Source organism: Mesorhizobium sp. M0968 (assembly GCF_040319065.1).
In the GTDB taxonomy this organism is placed as follows: Bacteria; Pseudomonadota; Alphaproteobacteria; order Rhizobiales; family Rhizobiaceae; genus Mesorhizobium.
In genome coordinates this window covers 36,854-54,951 of sequence record NZ_JAMYNL010000007.1, presented here as the reverse complement: position 1 = coordinate 54,951, position 18,098 = coordinate 36,854, and the positions used below count along the sequence as shown (strand labels likewise).

The 18,098-nt window shown below is 61.8% G+C and carries 16 protein-coding genes; 12 read left to right on the top strand and 4 right to left on the bottom strand.

What is annotated here, in order from left to right; genetic code table 11:
• The first annotated feature begins 138 nt into the window (after positions 1 to 138).
• From NKH67_RS14620 to NKH67_RS14565, 12 genes are all read left to right on the top strand, one after another.
• Positions 139 to 1,047, top strand: a complete 909-nt coding sequence (locus NKH67_RS14620; protein ID WP_353031220.1) for a hypothetical protein — start codon at positions 139 to 141, stop codon at positions 1,045 to 1,047.
• Between the two features lie 23 nt (positions 1,048 to 1,070).
• Positions 1,071 to 2,060 (top strand): Coat protein, encoded by a 990-nt coding sequence (locus NKH67_RS14615; RefSeq protein ID WP_352472068.1) that lies wholly within the window; start codon positions 1,071 to 1,073, stop codon positions 2,058 to 2,060.
• A 209-nt stretch (positions 2,061 to 2,269) separates the two neighbouring features.
• Entirely contained in the window at positions 2,270 to 2,515 is a 246-nt protein-coding gene (locus NKH67_RS14610; protein WP_352501176.1) for a hypothetical protein, read from the top strand.
• A gap of 289 nt (positions 2,516 to 2,804) precedes the next feature.
• Entirely contained in the window at positions 2,805 to 3,407 is a 603-nt protein-coding gene (locus NKH67_RS14605; RefSeq protein ID WP_352501175.1) for a phage connector family protein, read from the top strand.
• A complete protein-coding gene (locus NKH67_RS14600; RefSeq protein WP_352616481.1) occupies positions 3,404 to 5,860 on the top strand; it encodes a phage tail protein in 2,457 nt (818 codons plus the stop codon). The genes NKH67_RS14605 and NKH67_RS14600 overlap by 4 nt, the downstream gene beginning before the upstream one ends.
• Positions 5,861 to 6,075: 215 nt before the next feature.
• Positions 6,076 to 6,744, top strand: coding sequence for a hypothetical protein (locus tag NKH67_RS14595; RefSeq protein ID WP_352501173.1), 669 nt, complete (start codon positions 6,076 to 6,078; stop codon positions 6,742 to 6,744).
• A 2-nt stretch (positions 6,745 to 6,746) separates the two neighbouring features.
• The gene (locus NKH67_RS14590) at positions 6,747 to 7,238 is read left to right on the top strand and encodes a hypothetical protein (RefSeq protein WP_352501172.1); all 492 of its coding nucleotides are present in this window, start codon (positions 6,747 to 6,749) and stop codon (positions 7,236 to 7,238) included.
• Positions 7,238 to 9,859, top strand: coding sequence for a hypothetical protein (locus NKH67_RS14585; protein WP_352616478.1), 2,622 nt, complete (start codon positions 7,238 to 7,240; stop codon positions 9,857 to 9,859). Before NKH67_RS14590 ends, NKH67_RS14585 begins: the two co-directional genes overlap by 1 nt.
• A 7-nt stretch (positions 9,860 to 9,866) precedes the next feature.
• On the top strand, positions 9,867 to 10,163 hold the full coding sequence (locus tag NKH67_RS14580) for a hypothetical protein (protein ID WP_352472061.1): 297 nt from the start codon (positions 9,867 to 9,869) through the stop codon (positions 10,161 to 10,163).
• A gap of 1,418 nt (positions 10,164 to 11,581) precedes the next feature.
• Complete coding sequence (locus tag NKH67_RS14575) at positions 11,582 to 11,956, top strand: hypothetical protein (protein WP_352501170.1); 375 nt, start codon at positions 11,582 to 11,584, stop codon at positions 11,954 to 11,956.
• Positions 11,957 to 12,110: 154 nt separating this feature from the next.
• Positions 12,111 to 15,314, top strand: coding sequence for an SGNH/GDSL hydrolase family protein (locus tag NKH67_RS14570; protein WP_352501169.1), 3,204 nt, complete (start codon positions 12,111 to 12,113; stop codon positions 15,312 to 15,314).
• A 185-nt stretch (positions 15,315 to 15,499) separates the two neighbouring features.
• The gene (locus NKH67_RS14565) at positions 15,500 to 16,213 is read left to right on the top strand and encodes a class I SAM-dependent methyltransferase (protein ID WP_352501168.1); all 714 of its coding nucleotides are present in this window, start codon (positions 15,500 to 15,502) and stop codon (positions 16,211 to 16,213) included.
• On the opposite strand, the gene NKH67_RS14560 is transcribed toward NKH67_RS14565, so the two are convergent.
• The 4 genes from NKH67_RS14560 to NKH67_RS14545 all read right to left on the bottom strand — a co-directional run bounded on the left by NKH67_RS14560 (position 16,202) and on the right by NKH67_RS14545 (position 18,096).
• Positions 16,202 to 16,666 (bottom strand): acyltransferase, encoded by a 465-nt coding sequence (locus NKH67_RS14560; protein WP_352501167.1) that lies wholly within the window; start codon positions 16,664 to 16,666, stop codon positions 16,202 to 16,204. The genes NKH67_RS14565 and NKH67_RS14560 overlap by 12 nt on opposite strands.
• 564 nt (positions 16,667 to 17,230) lie before the next feature.
• Positions 17,231 to 17,404, bottom strand: coding sequence for a hypothetical protein (locus NKH67_RS14555; protein WP_352465314.1), 174 nt, complete (start codon positions 17,402 to 17,404; stop codon positions 17,231 to 17,233).
• Positions 17,405 to 17,570: 166 nt separating this feature from the next.
• A complete protein-coding gene (locus NKH67_RS14550) occupies positions 17,571 to 17,858 on the bottom strand; it encodes a hypothetical protein (RefSeq protein WP_352501166.1) in 288 nt (95 codons plus the stop codon).
• 55 nt (positions 17,859 to 17,913) lie between these two features.
• Entirely contained in the window at positions 17,914 to 18,096 is a 183-nt protein-coding gene (locus NKH67_RS14545; RefSeq protein WP_352491000.1) for a hypothetical protein, read from the bottom strand.
• Between the last annotated feature and the right edge of the window lie 2 nt (positions 18,097 to 18,098).

The window sequence follows — 18,098 nt, the reverse complement described above, 5'->3', positions numbered from 1 at the left end:
CGACGCCCGGCGACAGATGAGGTCGGCGCTCCACGCGCGGCTACCCCCTCTAGCCTGCCGGCCATCTCCCCTCGAGGGGGGAGATACCAAGCGTCGCCATCGGCTCTCCTCTGAAACGTCAACAAAAGGAATCTTCTCATGACAGATCTGGCAGACGCCGGGTCCGTGGTGGCGGCGCCACCGGCGGGCAACCTTGCACGGCCACCGGCCAACGGGGACAACGGGTCCGCCCCGCCTGCGGCCAAAAGCTGGTTTGACGGTCTTTCCGAAGGCAACCGCAAGCTTGCTGAAACCAAGGGCTGGACCAAGCCTGAAAGCCTCGATCGGGTCTTCGCCTCCTATGCGGAGCTGGAGCGGCAGCAGGGCGAGAGCCTGCGCGTTCCGGCAGCCGATGCAGCCGCGGAAGACTGGGACAGGTTCCATGCCCGGCTGCCCGAGGCGATGCGTCCGCTGACCTCACCCGAGAAGGTCGAGTACCGGCGCCCCGACGGGCTCCCCGAAAACTTCGCCTATTCGGACGAGCTCGCCAATGCGTCCAAGACCTGGGCGGTCGAGGCAGGTGCTACCCCGAAGGTCGCACAGGCCTATCACGACCGCTTCGTCGGCTACATGGCCGAGCAGGCCAAGGCACAGCAAATCGCTGTTGCCCGCTCGGTCGAGACGACCCACGACGACCTCGTCAGGGATTGGGGACCGACCGGCAGCGATGGCTTTCGCCAGAAGCTCGAGGTCGCCAACCGGGCGATGAAAAAGCTCGGACTGGTCAATGCCTACAAGGCGAAGGGTATCCTTCTGCCGGACGGCGCCTTGACCGACCCGCAGATCGCCAAGGCGTTCCACGCCATCGGCGAGGCGATGTTCCGCGAAGACACGATCGACGGCGGCACGGCCTTGAGCGGAGGCAATCCCTTCAAGCGCAATGCCGCCGGCGAGCGCAACCTGACTGGCATCTCGGCGCTCGTCAAAAGCGACCCCGCCCGCGCCCGGCGGCTGGCACGCGAGGCCGGCGAAAATCCCGACCTGTGGATGCCCAACAATCCTCTTTAACCCGAACCTGAAGGAAGACAAAAATGGCAGACGCCTATACCCGTATCGCGGACGCGATCGTTCCGTCCGTCTATGCGCAATACTCGTTCGAGGAGCACGTCCAGTCGCTGGAGATTTACCAGGCCGGGATCCTGTTTTCCGACCCGTCGATCGCCTCGAAGCTCAGCCTGGGCGGACGTTCCGTCGACATGCCCGGCTGGAAGGACCTCGGCAACGATCCGTCCGAGCCGGTCAACGACGACCCGGCCGACTCGATCGAGATGAAGAAGATCGGTGCGCGCCGCGAAGTCGCGGCCCGCAATGTGCGTGCGCAGGCCTGGGGCATCCCGGATCTGACCTCGATCCTTGCCGGCGACGATCCGCAGAAGCTTATCGTGCGCCGCCAGACCGACTACTGGCAGCGCGCCAACAAGCTGACGCTGCTGGGCATACTGAAAGGCGTGCTGGCCGACAACATCGCCAATGACGGCAGTGACCTGGTGCGCGTCACCGGCGCCTCCATCGTCGACACCGACATCATCGAGGCCGCCTACCTGATGGGCGACCGCGCCGACAAGTTCAAGACGATCTGGATGCATTCCAAACAGATGAAGGCGCTGAAGCTCGCCGACCTCATCGACTATGTGCCGTCGTCCGAGCAGGGCGGGCCGCTGATCCCCTATTACATGGGGCTCAGGGCCGTCGTCGATGACGACATTCCGGTTGCCGGCGGCGTCTACACGGCGTTCATGTTCAAGGACCAGGCGATCCTTTGGAACGAGCTGCCGGTCAACACCGAAGGCGGCCCGCTCGAGTTCGACCGCAAGCCGCGGCAGGGCCATGGCGGTGGTGTCACCGAAATGGTCGGCCGCCGGCATTTCGTGCCGCATGTGCCGGGCACCCGCTTCCTCGATGCGTCCTCGGCCGGCGAATTCGCCACCGATGCCGAGCTGGCACTGGCGGCAAACTGGGACCGCACGGCGTCGAGCGTCAAGCACATGACGTTCATCGCGCTGAAGACGACCGAGGCCTGATCGGGCGAAGGGGCGGGCGTCAGACGTCCGCCCCTTCGGGACACCAGGTCGGCCACCGTGGCGACCCGCAAGTTCACCCGCTGCGCTGCGTCGGAGTGATGTGAATTTTGGCGTTCGCTACAACATTCATGTTGCCCTTTGGCCAATCGACGGCACCAAACAGTTACAAGAAAGGGCGATGCTGCCTTGTCTTGGTAAGGGAGGTCACCATGAACATGAAGTACAAAACAGTTCAGGAAGTGCTCCGAAAAGCGGGCATTGTCATGAGTAAGAAGGGGGAAGTTCATCGCATAAACTTCTTCAGCGGCCTGGAAGACACCGCCTACTACACGCCAAGTCTTCAGGATGCCCTGGACAGGGGCTTGGCTTTGGCGGGAGGTGCCGGAAGGGTGAAAGCAACCGTCTTTGCCACGTCAGCTGAAACAGGGATCTCGACCGGCGCACGCATCGGCTGACACAATTCATGCAAGACATCGCCGCGTTGCGCGGCGGTGTCGTGAAACTGCAATAGCCGAAGCATTGCCGTCTTCCTTGCTCGAATGGGAAAAAGACGGCTGACGAAGCGTCTGCCACGCCGTTTCATGACGGGCGGGTGGCGTCGTGACGGCCCCCGTGCACGAGACGTGCAACGTTCCGCCCAAGCCAAAATCACAAAAAATCCCCAGCCGCTTCGAAGCGGCTTTTTGCCGTGGAGGCACCATGCCCCGTTTTCTCCGACCAACCATACAGACAGAGGGCTGAGCCATGGCCATCACCCCGCTCGACATCGCCAACATGGCGCTCGCCGTGCTCGACGAGGCGCCGATCGACAGCCTCGACCAGGACGCCAAGGCGGCGCGCCTGCTCAATCTGCATTTTGACCTGACCCGCGAGGCCGAATTGACCAAGCACGCCTTTGTCTTCGCCATCCTGGCGGCCTCGGTCGCCGGCTTCGACACCGGCAGCGGCGCTGGCACGCTGAACTTCGCCTATGAGCTTCCCGCCGACTGCCTGCGGCCCTTGCCGCTGACCCATAATGGCGAGCCGGATGGCGTGCCGCTCTCATGGCGGCAGGAGGCCGGGCTGATCTATTCGGATCAGGCCGGACCGCGCGTCATCCGCTATGTCGCCAATCTGACCGACCCCAACGACTGGGACGCGCTGTTCAGCGAAGTGCTGGTGGCGGCGCTCGCCATCAAGATCGCCCATCCGTTGACCCACAAGGCCAGCATGATCGACGTCGCCCGCAGCGCCTATGACAGGGCGCTGGACGCCGCCTATTCAGCCAATGCCATCCAGCGCGGCGGCAGATTTTCGACGACGTCCTGGGCTTTCCAGCGCGGCGACAGCCGGGGCGTCGGCCGATGACCACGCTCTATCCGGTCCAAGATGCTTTCATCCGCGGCGAGATTTCTCCCCGCTTGCATGCTCGCGCCTCGCTCGATCTTTACCGGGCGGCGCTGTCCAAATGCATGAATTTCGTCACGCTGCCGCATGGCGGTATCAGGAAGCGTGGCGGCACCTATTTTTGCGCGGAGGTGAGGGACTCATCAAAGGCGACACGGCTGATCCCGTTCATCTTCTCGGCCGATCAGGCCTATGCGCTCGAATTCGGCGATCTCTACATCCGCGTCTATGCCTATGGCGCGCGTGTCGGCACGGTCGAAGTCGTTTCGCCTTATCCCGAGGCCGATCTGTTCGACCTGCAATTCGTCCAGTCGGCAGACCAGATGTGGATCACCCACAAGGATCATCCGGTCAAAGTGCTGACGCGCACTGCGCACACGACCTGGACGCTCGCCGATTTCGTCTTTCTCGACGGCCCATACGACAAGATCAACACCACGGCCACGACGCTAACGCCGGCCGCAACCGGCAACGCCATGCCGGTCATGGCCTCGAATACGCTGCCAAGCGGCACGGTCAGCAACAGCAACGGCTCATCCGACGTGTGGCAGGTGTTCGATGGCGACAAGCAGAAGGGGGAGAACATAGCGGGCTTTCCGAGCGGGTATCTGCGCTACCAGTTCGGCGGCGGCGGGGCCAAGACGGTCGACGCCTACTGGATTACCGCCACGAATGATCACTCAGACACTGCATCGCCGACCCAGTGGCAATTCCAGGCCTCGCACAACGGCACCGACTGGACGACGCTCGACAGCCGCGACGGAGAGACCGGCTGGTCCAAGTCGGAAACCCGTTTCTTCGACGGCTTCAACAACACGGTTGCCTACGAATATTATCAGCTACTGTTTTCAGGTGGCGGCAGCGACGGAACCGCTATCGCCGAACTGGCCCTGCACGAATACGCGCCGTCGCAAACGCCATTTGATCTCTCGGCCTCCTCGATCGTCGGCATCAATGACGGCATCGGCTTCCAGACCAGCGATATCGGCCGCGCCATTCGTCTGCTTGGCGCGGATGGCTTCTGGCGCTGGGCCAAGGTCGTTGCCCGGACCAGCACGACGGTAGTCACGGTCCAGTTGTACGGGCACGCTCTGCCCGATCTCAGCCCGATCATCCGCTGGCGTCTCGGCACCTTCGTGCCCGGCAAGTATGTCCAGAGCGGTTCGCTTTACGAGGAGCGCCTGGCGTTCAGCCGAAAATTCTCGGTCTATGCCTCGCAAACCGGCGATTTCGACAACTTCGCCACCGGTGAGAAAGACACCGACGCGCTGGAATTCGTGCAGGCAGGTGGCGGCCAGGCCAACGACATTACGTGGGTGGCGGAATCGGACGGCGCGCTGATCATCGGGACGCTTGGCGGGGTGAGGGCGCTGTCGGGTTCCGGCATCGACGAGGCGCTGACGCCGTCCTCGTTCAAGAACCGCCGGTCGCGGACTTTCGGCTGTGCCCCGCTGCGTCCCGTCGATGCGGGGCAGTCGTTCCTCTATGTCACCCGCTCCCGCAAATCGATCGCCGAGCTGACGCAAAACGCCACCGGCCGCTTCACCTCCGACGATGTCGGTCAGATATCGGAGCACATTCCCAAGAAAGGCGTCGTCGAACTCGCCTTCCAGACCGACCCCGATCCGCTGCTCTGGTTCCCGCTCGGGGATGGCGAACTCGGCGGCTACACGCACCAGCCGTCGCAGGACGTTCGCGGCATGCACATCCACCAGATCGCCGGAAGCTTCGCAGGATCGAACTGGGCCGTTGTCGAAAGCGCCGTGGTGACGCCCGGCCAGGACGGCAACGACGATCTCTGGCTGATCGTCAAGCGCACGATCGGCGGCGTGACCAGGCGCTATATCGAAATCAAGACCGCGCCGTTTGAGTATGGCGGGATCGGCGATGCATTCGAAGTCGACTGCGGCCTGACCTATTCGGGCGCCGCTGTGGGCACGGTCTCAGGGCTTGATCATCTCAACGGCGAAACACTCGACGTCTTGGCCGATGGCAAGGTCTACAAGGGCCTTGCTGTGGCTGCTGGCGCGGTTTCGCTGCCCGGTGGGGCTACGGCAGCCAAATGGCAGGTCGGGCTCGGCTACCAGTCCGAAGCCAACACGCTGGAGCTCGACGTCGGCGGTCGCGACGGATCGATCGTCGGGCGGCGCAAGAAGGTGGCCAAGCTCATTCTTTCGCTGCTGGAAACCGACACAACCGGGCTTCAGGTCCAGTCGTTCATCCGCGGCCGCTGGGAGCAGGTTCGCATTCCGTCTCTGGTTGCACCCGACGGCATGGCGAAATTGTTCACCGGCAATGTCGAGGTGCCGATCGACGATAGCTGGGAAGGGCAGGGGCGGGTGAAGATCCGCCACGTCAATCCAACGCCCTGCACGATCAGGGCGATGACACCGGTGTTCGACGCCGAGCCTTAGAAACTGCTGATCTCCCCCCTCGAGGGGGAGATGTCGCCGAAGGCGACAGAGGGGGTCGGCACGTCCTGACGCGGCCTCCCATCGCCTCCATCGCGGGGGAAGAACGCCGGCGCTCCACGCGAGACGACCCCCTCTGGCCTACCGGCCATCTCCCCCTCGAGGGGGGAGATCACCCGCTCCGTCTTCCATCGCTTCCCCAACCAAGGAACCCACCCGTGACCCCAACCCATGCCGAGCAACTCGGCAAGGCGCGGACGGCTGCCGATTTTGTAGCCGTCATCGCCTTGCTCGACACCGACCTCAACGATGCGATCGCCCGCAAGGGCGAGCTGGAAACGGAAAAGTTTGACGCGATCTTCGGCGCCGGAAATTTGACGGCGGCGCGTGCCGCATTGGACGACTGCAACGCTGAAATCGCACTGATCGAGAAAACCATCGAGGACGCGGACGAGCGCCGCGTTGGCGCCCCCCTGGACGAACCCCCCGCCGAAGCTGCCGTCGCCACGCCTGCGCCCGGCGACGAGGTCAGGACAAAGGCCGAGGCGCTCGGCGAGCGCTGGCGCACGGTCCACTGGCTGATCGAGCAGCTGCGCCAGGAGCTGTTCGCGGCCGATGCCTTGAGCCGCGCCATCATCGCCGCCAACGGCCTTTTCGATGCCGACGGCGCCGTCGACCTGAAGATCAACGTGACCACCATCCGGCGCACCGCCATGGCCGGCCCGCGGGCCGCCGCGCCATCGCGTCTCAGCCGCCCGGCAATCCAGGCCGACCGGCTGCTTTTGTCCTTCCTCAGCCCCGGCGGTGTGCTCGACCGGCGCCCTGCGATCGGCGCACCGGTCGGCGGCATCAAAAGCAAATTCATTCCCGCCGGCGAACGAGGCTGACCATGTGCACACTAGCTCTTATCGGCACGGCGCTTTCGGTCGGCGGCGCGCTGGCGGAAGGCCAGCAGTCGAAGCAAATGGCCGAGTACCAGGCCAAGGCCTATGAACAGCAGGCGCGGGCCGACGCCCAAAGCTCGGCCTTCGAGCAGGGCCAGGAGCGCCATAAGCAGGATCTGCTGCAGGCGCAGGCGCGTGCCCAGGCCGGCGCTTCGGGCGTCGCTATTTCTGGTTCGCCGACCGAGGTGATGGCGGCCAATGCAAGGCAGGGCCAGCTCGACCTCAAGGCGATCCAGTACGGCTCGCAGCTGCGCCAGAACGGTCTCGCCACGCAGGCGGCGATCGCGCGCTTTTCCGGCAGGCAGGCGGTGGGCGCCTCGATTTTCAAGGCCGGCAGCAATCTCGTGTCCGGCATCTCCGGCATCTACGACCCGGCCAAGGCGGTGACGTTCGGCGGAAGCGCCTTCCCGCCGGCGCCGGGTGGAGGCCTCTACTGATGGCCACCATCCCGCTCCAGCTTGCGCAGCGCCGCCTCGATACCGGCACCGTGGCCTCCTATCCCGACGGCTCGCCGGTGGGCGCCGCCATGCAAGGCTTTGGCGACGAGCTCTCGGCGATTGCCGAGCGCTTCAAGCAACAGAAGCAGCAGCAGGACGCGTTCGACGCCGACATTATCGGCCGCGAGCTGAACGCACGCATCGCCCACGCCGAGGCCGTGGCGGTGCAGACCGCGCCGGCCGCCGGCGGCGGCCTGCACGACTTCATGTATGGCCAGCTCGATCCGCGCAGCGACGGCGTCGTCAGGCCCGGCCTGTTCGACCAGATCTTCGACGACACCGTAGCGAAAGTGCCGGAGGGCGAACGCGCCAATTTTCTCGCCCAAAAGCAGGCATTGCGGCTGGCCGGCTCGGCGCGCATGGCCGCGCAGCAGCACGCGCGGCGCCAGAACTATGAGCAGGCCGAGTGGAGCAAGGTCGAGGACGGCTACACAAGCGCCATCGCGCAGGGCGACCCGGACGATAGCGGCACGTTCGAGGCGATCAGGCAGAGCGGGCTCGACCTGATCGGCAAGATGGGCAACCCGGTGGCCCGCCAGGCCGCCGAGGCTGCCTGGCGCAGCAACACGGCAAAGGCGCTCGCCGACGCGATGATCGCCAAGGACCCGAAGCGTGCTGCGGAGGTGCTGGGGACTGGGCCGGTCTCAACGGACGGCAGGACTAAGGACGATACCATCGAAGCTGTGGGCGGACCTCGGGCGAGTGGGTCCAGCGTGCTGGCGACGCGCGAAGCGCCCGTAGGTGGCCTTCCGTCCGACGAAACACCTATCCGCACGGGTTCCGTGGGGCCCGTCGGAAATACGGCTTGGGCTGCCGCAGGACCCTGGATTGCCGACTTGTCGCCGGACACGGTTCAGGATCTCGGCCAGAAGGCGCAGGTAGCGACTGTGGCAAGCCTGGTCGATGCGCGCACGAACATCGACATCGCCTTGCAGAACGCGCCGGCTGCCATTGCCAATACCGGCAGCTATTCTGGCAAGACACCGGGTGCCGAAGACTTCACTGCCGTGTACGGCGCCGAAGATGGCGGCAAGCGTCTCCAAGCCTTCGACATAACGGCTGATATCGGCCGCGCAGTTTTCGACATGCGACCCGTCCCGAACCAGGCGATACACGCCCAGATTCGGGATTTTGAACCCGGCCCCTACGGCTCGCCGGAAGAGCGGGAGCAATATGAGATAAGGGCCGGCGCCGCGCAATTGGTGCTGGGTGCCAGGCGCGCCGATCCCGCCGGTTACGTCGGCCAACTGTTCCCGAACCATGCTCCGGACTGGGATAAGATCACAGCTCCTGAGGATTATAAGGCTGCCGTCACCTGGGCCGTCGCTGCTCAGCAGGAGTTGGGCTTCGACCGAATACTGCCAATGCCCTGGGCTGTAGCTGGCCAGCAGGCGGCGAAATACATCGACCAAGGCGTGCCGTTCGAAAAGCGCCTTGCCAAGTTGAGTTCGATCGTCCTGGCGGTTCGCGATCCTGATGCCCGCAAGGCGACAACCCAACAGATTTCTGTGGCGGCGGAAGCCCAGTGGCGAGCCAAGGCAGCCCAAGATCCGAACGTCGCGCCAGCGTCGTTGGAAGCCCAGGTTGCAGTGCTCAAGAACGGGCTGGCGTGGATCGGGGAACATCCGGCCCAAGCCCAGTACAGCACCATGCCGTGGCTACAGCAATTCGGCTTGGCGTTCTCGGATGTCGGCCGCCTCACGGCTAAGGGCGCGGCCGCCGGCGGTGCGGATGCGATCTCCGCCGGGCTGGACTCCGCTTGGTCCGGAGGAAACTACCAGAACCTCCTCGAAGATGAACAGGCCAAGACCGAGGACGCCGAGGACCGGGCCGGTTCGGCCGGTTGGGCGGCGGAAGCCCTCGGCACCGGCTTAAGCGGATATGGCCTGGCGGAGAGTTTGTTCGGTTTGCTGGGCCGGGCAAGCGTTGGCGCGGCGGCAGAGAACGGCTTGATCGGTCTTGCTGCCCGAACTGGCGTCGGGGGTGTGGTGGGTGGCACTTATGGCGGGGCATACGCCTTCAACACAGGACAGAGCGTCCCCTGGGGAATTGCCAACGGCGCGCTTTGGGGGGCGGGCGGCAATGTCCTTGCCGAAGGGCTCAGTGCAGTTGGCAGCCAGGTGTTGGCAAGGCTTGCCGGGCGTTCTGCGAATGCTAAACCTGATATCGTACTGGATAGTGGGGCTCCCCCGGTTTCTGTCAATGCAGAAGAGATTCCGATCTCGACCGGCAAGGCCCGAGAAATAAGGAGGCCCTATACGCATTTGGAAGATCCTCCCAACGTTGCGTCCGGCAAGGATCCAACAAAGAAGCAGAGGATAGCTATTTTCGAGGAAAATAAAAGGGTGAATGATGGAATTTTGAGATCGGATGAGAGTGGTATAGAAATAATTCCAGCAAAGAAAAGCAAAAGAGGCGTAACTCCTCCAAAAAACGAAGCTCATATCGATCACATAGATCCAGTTAATCCCGCTGACAAGACAAAATCGTCAGGATCAAATAGCTATAAAAATCTTCGTCTTACGGCTGGGTTTGAGAATATAGAAAAATCGAACAAATAGGTGACATATGACCGAATGGAAGTTCGAAAACCCAAAAAACACAGCCGTTATTTCGACTCGGAAGATATTTAGGGGGGGCGGCTGGATTGCGTATGTGTCACATGATGATGACGGCGACGATAATGAGTCGTGGCAATTCTACGGAAATGAAGCTGAAGTTGATCAAGATGACCTAATTTTAGTGGCCTTGGTCGAGGTGGTCGAGCTTGATGGAACTGTTGCACAGTTGGCGGATTTGCCGTTAGGCTGGCGTGCGTGGCGCGATACAAAGTCTTCGCCATGGAAGCGCGACAAAATCACCTAAACACATTCTGAATGGTAGCGGAGTTTACTCTGCTTTGACCCGGTGAAAGTAAAAAAAGGCGTTACTCCTCCGCCAACGAATCACAGTTTGATCACATCGATCCGCTTATTCCAGTTGATCCGACAAAGACTCCCGACGCGGATGAATCCGAAGATTTCGATGAAAGCGATATTATGATCATAAGCCTGAAAAATATGGTTGAAAAAGACAAGACTATTATGCAGTTGGCTGATTTACCTTACGGCTGGTATGCTTGGCGCGAGACAAAAACCTCGCCATGGAGGCGAGGCAAAACCCTCGACGAACACCCAGAATCGGAGCGGAGTTAGTTTCGACTTCCAATTGTAACGGTTGACATGGGTGATTGCGACGCTGAGCGGCGGAGCCGACAGCGGTGCAAGAAACCGGGGCGTCACTTCGCACGGAGCGTTCTGGCAAGGACCAATCAGCCCACGGGCCGGAATATGGATGTGTCTCACGAGAAAGCGCTGGCCGACGGGGGGCAGATCACCTCTCAAACATCACGCATCGTGCGAGAGCAGATCATATTAAACACCATGGCGATGCAGGAGACTATGCTCGCTGGGCAAGAAGAAGATGGCTCAAGCAAGAAATGAAAGGGAACACAGTGGTCGAGAGAAATTATAGCGACGTCAAACCCGACTTGACCAGCGTCACCCGCTTGCCGTCGACTGACAAAAGCACAGGCGATGAAGAGCTTGATGCTGCACGTCTGGAAGCCCTGAAAATATCTTGATTTCTATGATTGGGTTTCAGACATCAAGGGGGAATACCTTGGATACGGGGCCGACGGCATAACCTATATTTTTCTCTTCGAGATTGTTCCGGGCAGGCCGGAAGTTGACCCATGGATATGGGTAATCGTCGGCGATGTGCCCCCGACATATCTGCCGGCGGTAGACGCCAAGACTCCATACGAGGCGCTGGATGGATATATCGGCGCCATGGAAGCGTGGGTCGAAGCTGCGCGACGGGGGACTCGGTGGCAGATCTAATCCCGGTCAACGTGCCGCCTCGCCCAGCCAACGCCGAAATGTTGGATAGCCGTCTCAAATTTCTCGACGAAAGGGTGTTGCCGGAACTTCGAGAGTGATCGGCTGCCGCTTGTCGGCAAGCGCCGTCAGTTCCTTGACGAGAACGTGCTTTCGTTGCTCCCGAAGTGATGTACTGGCGTGCTCCGTGGCTCGTCGCGGATGCAAGCCCGGCACTCGGTTCGACCGGATCAGCACTGGCGCAATCACTGGTGAGTGCGCACGCCGGAAATGGCGACCAGGCACGCAACGTGCCGTCGGTCTGATTGTGGTCACGATGCTGGCTTATGGCCTGCTAACCGCCGAGCGGTCCCAGTCGGTGGTGCCTTCTGGATCGCCTCCTGTTTCAGATGAAGGATTGACCTGTTGCGCACAGACTCTTTTCCGACCATGGCAAGGATCGTTTTTCTGCTCACCCTGATCGTTGTTCTCCTGCTCGCGCTTTCGCCGGTGCGCTTCCTGCAGGAGTTGGACATGGGCTTCACCTTCCAGCACGACAAGCTCAACCACGCCGCGGCGTTCGCGGTGTTGGCGGCACTCGGAAGCCTCGGCTGGCCGGAACACAAGACGAGACTGGTCGTGCTCCTCGCCATCACCGGCGCGGCGATCGAGCTGCTTCAGGGCGCGCAGCTGATCGCGCGGGATATGGATATCCTCGACTGGGTTGCCGACTGCGCCGGCATGGCCTGCGGGCTGGTGGCCATCGGCGGGACAAGAAGGCTGATTGGCGGATTGCTGTAGTCTCGACCGCGTTGCCGCTCTCTGTCCTGAAAATGTAAATCGCCGGCTGCGCCAGATAGCGCGGTGTCCGGCCGCGTAGCTTAAGTCTCCCACCGACAGCACTGAACCCCTTCCAGCCTCGCTTATGCGGGGCTTTTTTATGGAGCAAGCCCTCATGTCCCGACCTGCAACTGCCGCCGTTCGTCTCCTGACCGGCGAACGCGAACCCGTGCGCCTCGCAACCACGGCCGACATCCTCCTGCACGGCCTGCAGGCCATCGACGGCGTGCCGGTCGAGGTCGGCGACCGCGTGCTGGTCAAGGATCAGGCCGACCCGACGCAGAACGGCATCTACACGGCGAGCGCAGGCGAATGGTTCCGCGCCGCCGACGCCCGTTCTACGCGCACCCTGCAGAAGGGCACGACGGTCCATACCCAGATCGGATCGGTCAATGCGGATCGCGTGTTCGAGTTCACGGCCGACGAGCCGGCCGTCGGCGCCGATGCCATCACCATCGCCGCATCCGTCCCGCCCGACATCGCGGACGTGGTCGATGAGGTCGAAGCGCTGCGCGATGAAACCCAGGCGCTGAAGGATGCTGCCGCAGCCAGCGCCGGCCAGGCATCCGCCAGTGCTGCCGCTTCCGCCGCGAATGCCGGACAAACCACAGCCGACCGGGCTGCGACCAATTCCGATGCCGTCGCCGCCGCGGCGGCCGTCATCAGCGCCCAGGCTGCACGCGACGCTTCGCTCTACGGCAAGGGCATTTTCCCGACGACGGCGGCGGCAATCGGCTTCGGCGTCGCCGGCAACGGTGCGATCACCGCCGGCTCCGGCGGCGCCAACGGCACGTTCGACCTGGCGTTTACCGGCGGCACCGGTTCGGGCGCCGCCGGCCGCTTCGTCGTGGCGGGCGGGGCGCTGACGCAGATACTGATCACGGCGCCGGGCTCCTACACAGTGGCGCCGACGTTCAGTTTTGCGGCGTCGGCAGGGCTGGCCGGCGCCGCCGCAGCGGCGGTGCTGGGCAGGAATGTCGTTGTCGGCGAGTATTTCTGGACGGAGGTCAGCGCCGGCATTGTGGGGCTTCACAGCGTCGGGACAGGCCCGATTGCCGTCGATACGGGTATTCGTGCGTCACCGGCGGAAATTGCCCCGATCAGCTCGCGGGCGATTGGGCCGGTTCCGATCACTGGTTCTGTCGGCGGCACGCTGATTACCAACGACAGCGTCTATTTCTGGCCTGGATCGGTGTCTGCGGCCGATGAATATCTCTCGACCTTGGAGCTTGGATTCGGCGCCGTGCCAGGGACAGCCCATATTGTCTTCGCCCACCTCGAGGGCGACGGGACGCTTAGCCTTGTTTCCGAGCAAACGATATCCGTTCCAGCCGGCCCGTCGTCAGTTGTTTCGGGACTCGCGATTCTGAAGCCGGCCGGGAGCGTCATGGGCGTCCAGCGCACTGGAGTTGGCAGCTGGTACTATACTGCCGGGGCAATTCCGAACGGTGGAGTCGAGTGGTTCACAGCGGTGGTACCGACCTCGCATACTGCCAAGACCATAGGCGCGGCAAATGGCCCGCAGTGGAAGGCGACCTTCACCGGCGAAGTCGCCGTCAAGGCGCGCGCTGCCTATTCCACGGCAAACGGTCTCGTTTCCGCTGTCGGCATTAGCCAGGAAATCGGCTGGCCGGCGCTGGTCAACACCGGGTCGGACGTTCCGGGCAGCTACAGCGTCATCATGCAGACGCCAGCGCCGGCCGACGGCTATATTACAGCGGTCGAAGTTGGCGCTGGCGCTGGCGCCGGCGCTGCGCTCATTCATGTAGTGGACTATCTCGGCGGGTTGGTGGTCAACGTCCTAAGCACATGTGCGGTGACGCTGATCAACGGGGTCGCCCATATTCCGCTGGGTATCCCAATCCCAGCCGGCAAATATCCGGCGATCAGCGGCGGCGCCTACAAGTTTCAAAACAGCGTCAACCCGCAAGGCATCCCGGCATGGATCAAGGCAGGCGCACTGTCGCTTGGCGCGACCGTAGCATCGTCCGCCCAGCATCGATATGAGCTTCGCTTTACGATCAAAACCGGTCTGCTCGCCGATGCCGACCGCGCCTTGACCCGGGGCGGCGGTAATGACGGCATGAATCTGCTGGCTGGCGCAGATCCGAATGGCGTCGTTGATGCGACCGCGCTGTTTGCGTCGGCGACCGCCGCTCATCCTAATCCCTATGTGCCGCCTGGGAATTTCGCTTTGACGGCCATTCCTGCATCTGGCGACGGTTTTTGGGGACCTGGCAAGCCGGCTGTCAACGGTAAGCGCTTCTTCATTCCGCGCCAGCCGTCGCTGCAAAATCTTTATGACGGCTTTCGCGCGAAGATGGCCGAACATATTGCCAACAACGATGTGTTCTGCCTGATCGCCGATAGCATCGGCCTTTGGGCACTTGCCAGCGACGGGCCGAAACACTGGTTCAACCTGGTTACCCGCTTTGCCAATATCGGCATTGCCGACGATGAACCGGGCATGACTGCTTTGCGGCCAAGCTCTACCTACGTTCCGACCTTCTATGGCGTCACTGTCGCCGGCAGCGTGTCGACAGGGTCGCGCGGGCCGATCGGCGAGAGCATCATCCTAGCGGCCGGCGCGACCCTGTCGTTCACCGGCGCCTATGAACAGGTCGACGTCCACTACACCCAGGACGCAGCCCAGGGCTCACTTGCCTTTGCCTTCGACGGCGGCGCGGCCTATAAAACCGTCAATTGCGCCGGCGCCCTGGCGCTTGACCGATATTCGGGGCCGTCGCTCACCGCGCAGGCGGCAAGCGGCAATTACACTCTTACGGCTGTCGGCGGTCCTGTCGAGATTACCGGGCTCATCAGGCTTGGCGTCAAGGCGGCCGGCTCGCGTCCGCGCCTGCGCACCTTGCGCGCGGCACACGGCAGCTATGCCTTCTCGTCATTCAACACTGCGCGTCTTACATCGGCCGCCGCTCAATGCGGCTACGCCGGCGGCAAGATCGTGCCCATCCTGGCGCTCGGCATCAATGACAGCTTTGGCACGCCGCCAGCCACGATATCGGCAAACATCGCAACAATCATCAACGCGCTGGAAGCGGCCGCTGCACCGCGTATCCTTGTCATGCCGCCGACGCGGCCTTCGGCGGCATGGGATGCAAGCTACACCGGCGGCCGAACTTATGACGCCGCTCTCGGCGCAATCCGACAGACCTACAGGTCCCGGAACGTGCTGACCATCCCGATCGACGGCTTCGATTACATCAACTCTGGGAACTACCAAGAGGGGTTGCATTTCAACGATGCCGGCCATGACGGCAATGCGCTGCGCTTCATCGAACAAGTTGCGGAGCGGGGATAGCCCAATGCCATCTGCTATTCAGCACAAGGGCGAAATCGGCACGCAGCCGCGAAATCCCGGTTCCTGACGGCGACATTGAGGGTCTCATTGAGGTCTGGGCAGGCGGCGCCGTAGTCGACGCTGGACGCCGTTCGCAGGCAATGGCAGGATGAGGTCGGCGGGGGCTATCCTTGGAGGATTGTCCCATGGCGCATGCCGGCAGCATCATCGACATCTATGATGACTATTACGCCGATGGAAAAGTAGCCGCAAAACGGGACATAGCTTCGAACCAGTCGGTCGGGCACATCGAAGCGATCATTCAAGGCCAGTTCTTCGGCAGGATTCTTGACATCGGGGCGGGCGAAGGTGCGGTGCTGGATAAGCTGAACAGGAAGGGGCTCGGTAAGAAGCTTGGCGCCGTCGAGATTTCGAAGAGCGGCGTCGAGGCTATCAAGGCAAGAAAAATCGCCAAACTGGCCAGCATCGACGTATTCGACGGCTATCACATCCCTCATCCCGACAAGTCGTTCGATCTCGGGCTTGCCATTCACGTCGTCGAACACGTCGAACACGAACGGATGTTTCTCAGGGAGGCGGCTCGGGTCTGCAAGAAGCTGTATATCGAAGTGCCTTTGGAGCATACGCGAGATCTCAGCAAGGCCATTCGGATGTCAGGGCCGTATGGGCATATCAACTTCTACACAACCCAAACGTTTGAAAACCTTCTCAAAACGTCCGGGCTGAAGGTCGAACGGCTAAAGGTTTTTGCGCACGACCTCGCCTATGAACAGCACCTGGCTGGCGAAAAAAAAGGATGGGTAAAACACAGACTGCGGACCGAATTTCTCAGGTTTGCACCCAAGATGGCGATGCGCAGCATGGCCTACATGGCCGGAGCTCTGTGCTTAAGTCGCTGATCTAGCGGCAGCGCCGCCGATTTGCTTTGCAGGATTACCGCCAACCATACTAAAGGGCGGCACGTCTTTTGTGACGACAGACCCCGCACCAACGACCGATCCCTTGCCGATCGTTACGCCCTTGAGAATGATGACGTTGAAGCCGATAAAGACGCTGTCTTCAATCTTCACTGGCGCAATGGTGATCTTTGACCAGTCCTTTTTTCTCTGATGCCAGTCGGCGATATCTTCCTTGCGGTCTTGCCAACCCGTCGCGTGTGAGTTGTGATCGACGACTGTGGTACCCCAACTAATGATCACGTCATCCCCGATTTCGATCCTCTCAGCTGCGACGAGGTGGCTCTTGCCGATATAGGATCTTTTTCCCACGGTGATCTTTGCATCAGCGCGATCGAAGGAAAAGACGCCGTTGATGATGCATTCTTCGCCGATCGCATGCTTGCCTCGCCGCAAACTGCGGACGCTCCGCAAACTTAGCTTCGTCGCGGGACCGGAGTTGATGCCGGCTAGGCGGTAGAGGAATGATGGAACGAATGGCATATCAGTTACGGTCGAAGTGCGGCTTGGACAACCTCTCAGCGAAAGGCTGCGATTGCTCAAAGAATCTGAAATGCTTCCAATGTTGGTGTACCCCTTCGAAGAATGCCGGCGCCGCGTCTTCGAGGTCAGTATCAAGGATTATGGGTGGGATTAGTTGCCCTTCGGCTAACTGAACCGACAGCCGAAGTTGGCTGTTCGCAATAAGCAGGTCAGTCTCCATCATCCATGCGACTCCTCACGGCCTAGCTATTGCGACAAGCGGCGGCGGTTTGCAAGCTTGCAAACGCGCGTGTCCGCCAGTCTGGAGGCCATTTGAAAATCGCCGAAAAGTTCGTCAGAAGAATTGCTCTGCGAGGCCGCTCGGGATGCTGTGCGCACCAACAATGGCACAGCAGGCCGACCAGAAATCCTATAGCTGGGAAGTATTTCGGAATTGTCAGGGTCATCGCCGACGCAGACCCGCCGCCGGCGGAGCAGCTACCGTCTGCTGTCCTGCGGTTTCTGATGCAGGTCCTGGCTTTTCGACCACCAGACAAAATACAGCGAGCCCATCTTCATCACAGGCACGCGGCGGTCGCGTTCCCTGGCCCGCAACTCACGATAGGTCTTCATCTTCAGAGTGCCGCCAGGCAACCTGATACGCACTGCCATCGGTCCAACTCCCGTTGTGCAACGCAGCAATTTTCGTGCAATGCGGTAAGTAGAGACCTTCCGTTATGGGAGAGTCAACAGCAGCCTCATCAACTTATTTTGCAAACTGGCCGGCGGAGGTTGGGGCAGGCTTTCCCAGGCGCATGGCAGCCGAAAAATTCATGCGTCACCCTGGCGACTGATCGTCAACCAGGCGCTGGCGGTTCGACCACCAGGTAAAATAGATCCGGCCGATCTTGACGACGGGTATGCGGCGGGCGCGTTCGCGGTGGCGCAATTCGCGGTACACCTTCACCTTCAGTGTGCCGCCAGGCATCCTGATACGCACCGCCATCGATTCCGCCACCCCATTGTGCAATGCAGCATTAGAGACCTTCCGCTGCGGAAGAGTCAATGCCTGCCCGCCGACTTTTTCTGGGATTTGTCGAGCGGTCTCGGAAGTTTTGGCGCGCACGGCGGTTCCTGATCACCGAGGCGGCATGCCCAATCGGGATCGTCGGGTACGCGGGCTATTTCCTGGGCGAGGATTTTCTGGGCGAGGACGGGCGATCGGACACGCCGCTCGGCCACCAGATGACGAAGTAATTGCCGACCTGCCAAACCGGCACCTCGCGGTTCTGCTCGCGGCGCCGCAGCTCGCTCCTTTTCTTGATCTTCAAGGTGCCGCCCGGAAGCCTGATTCTTATCGTCACGT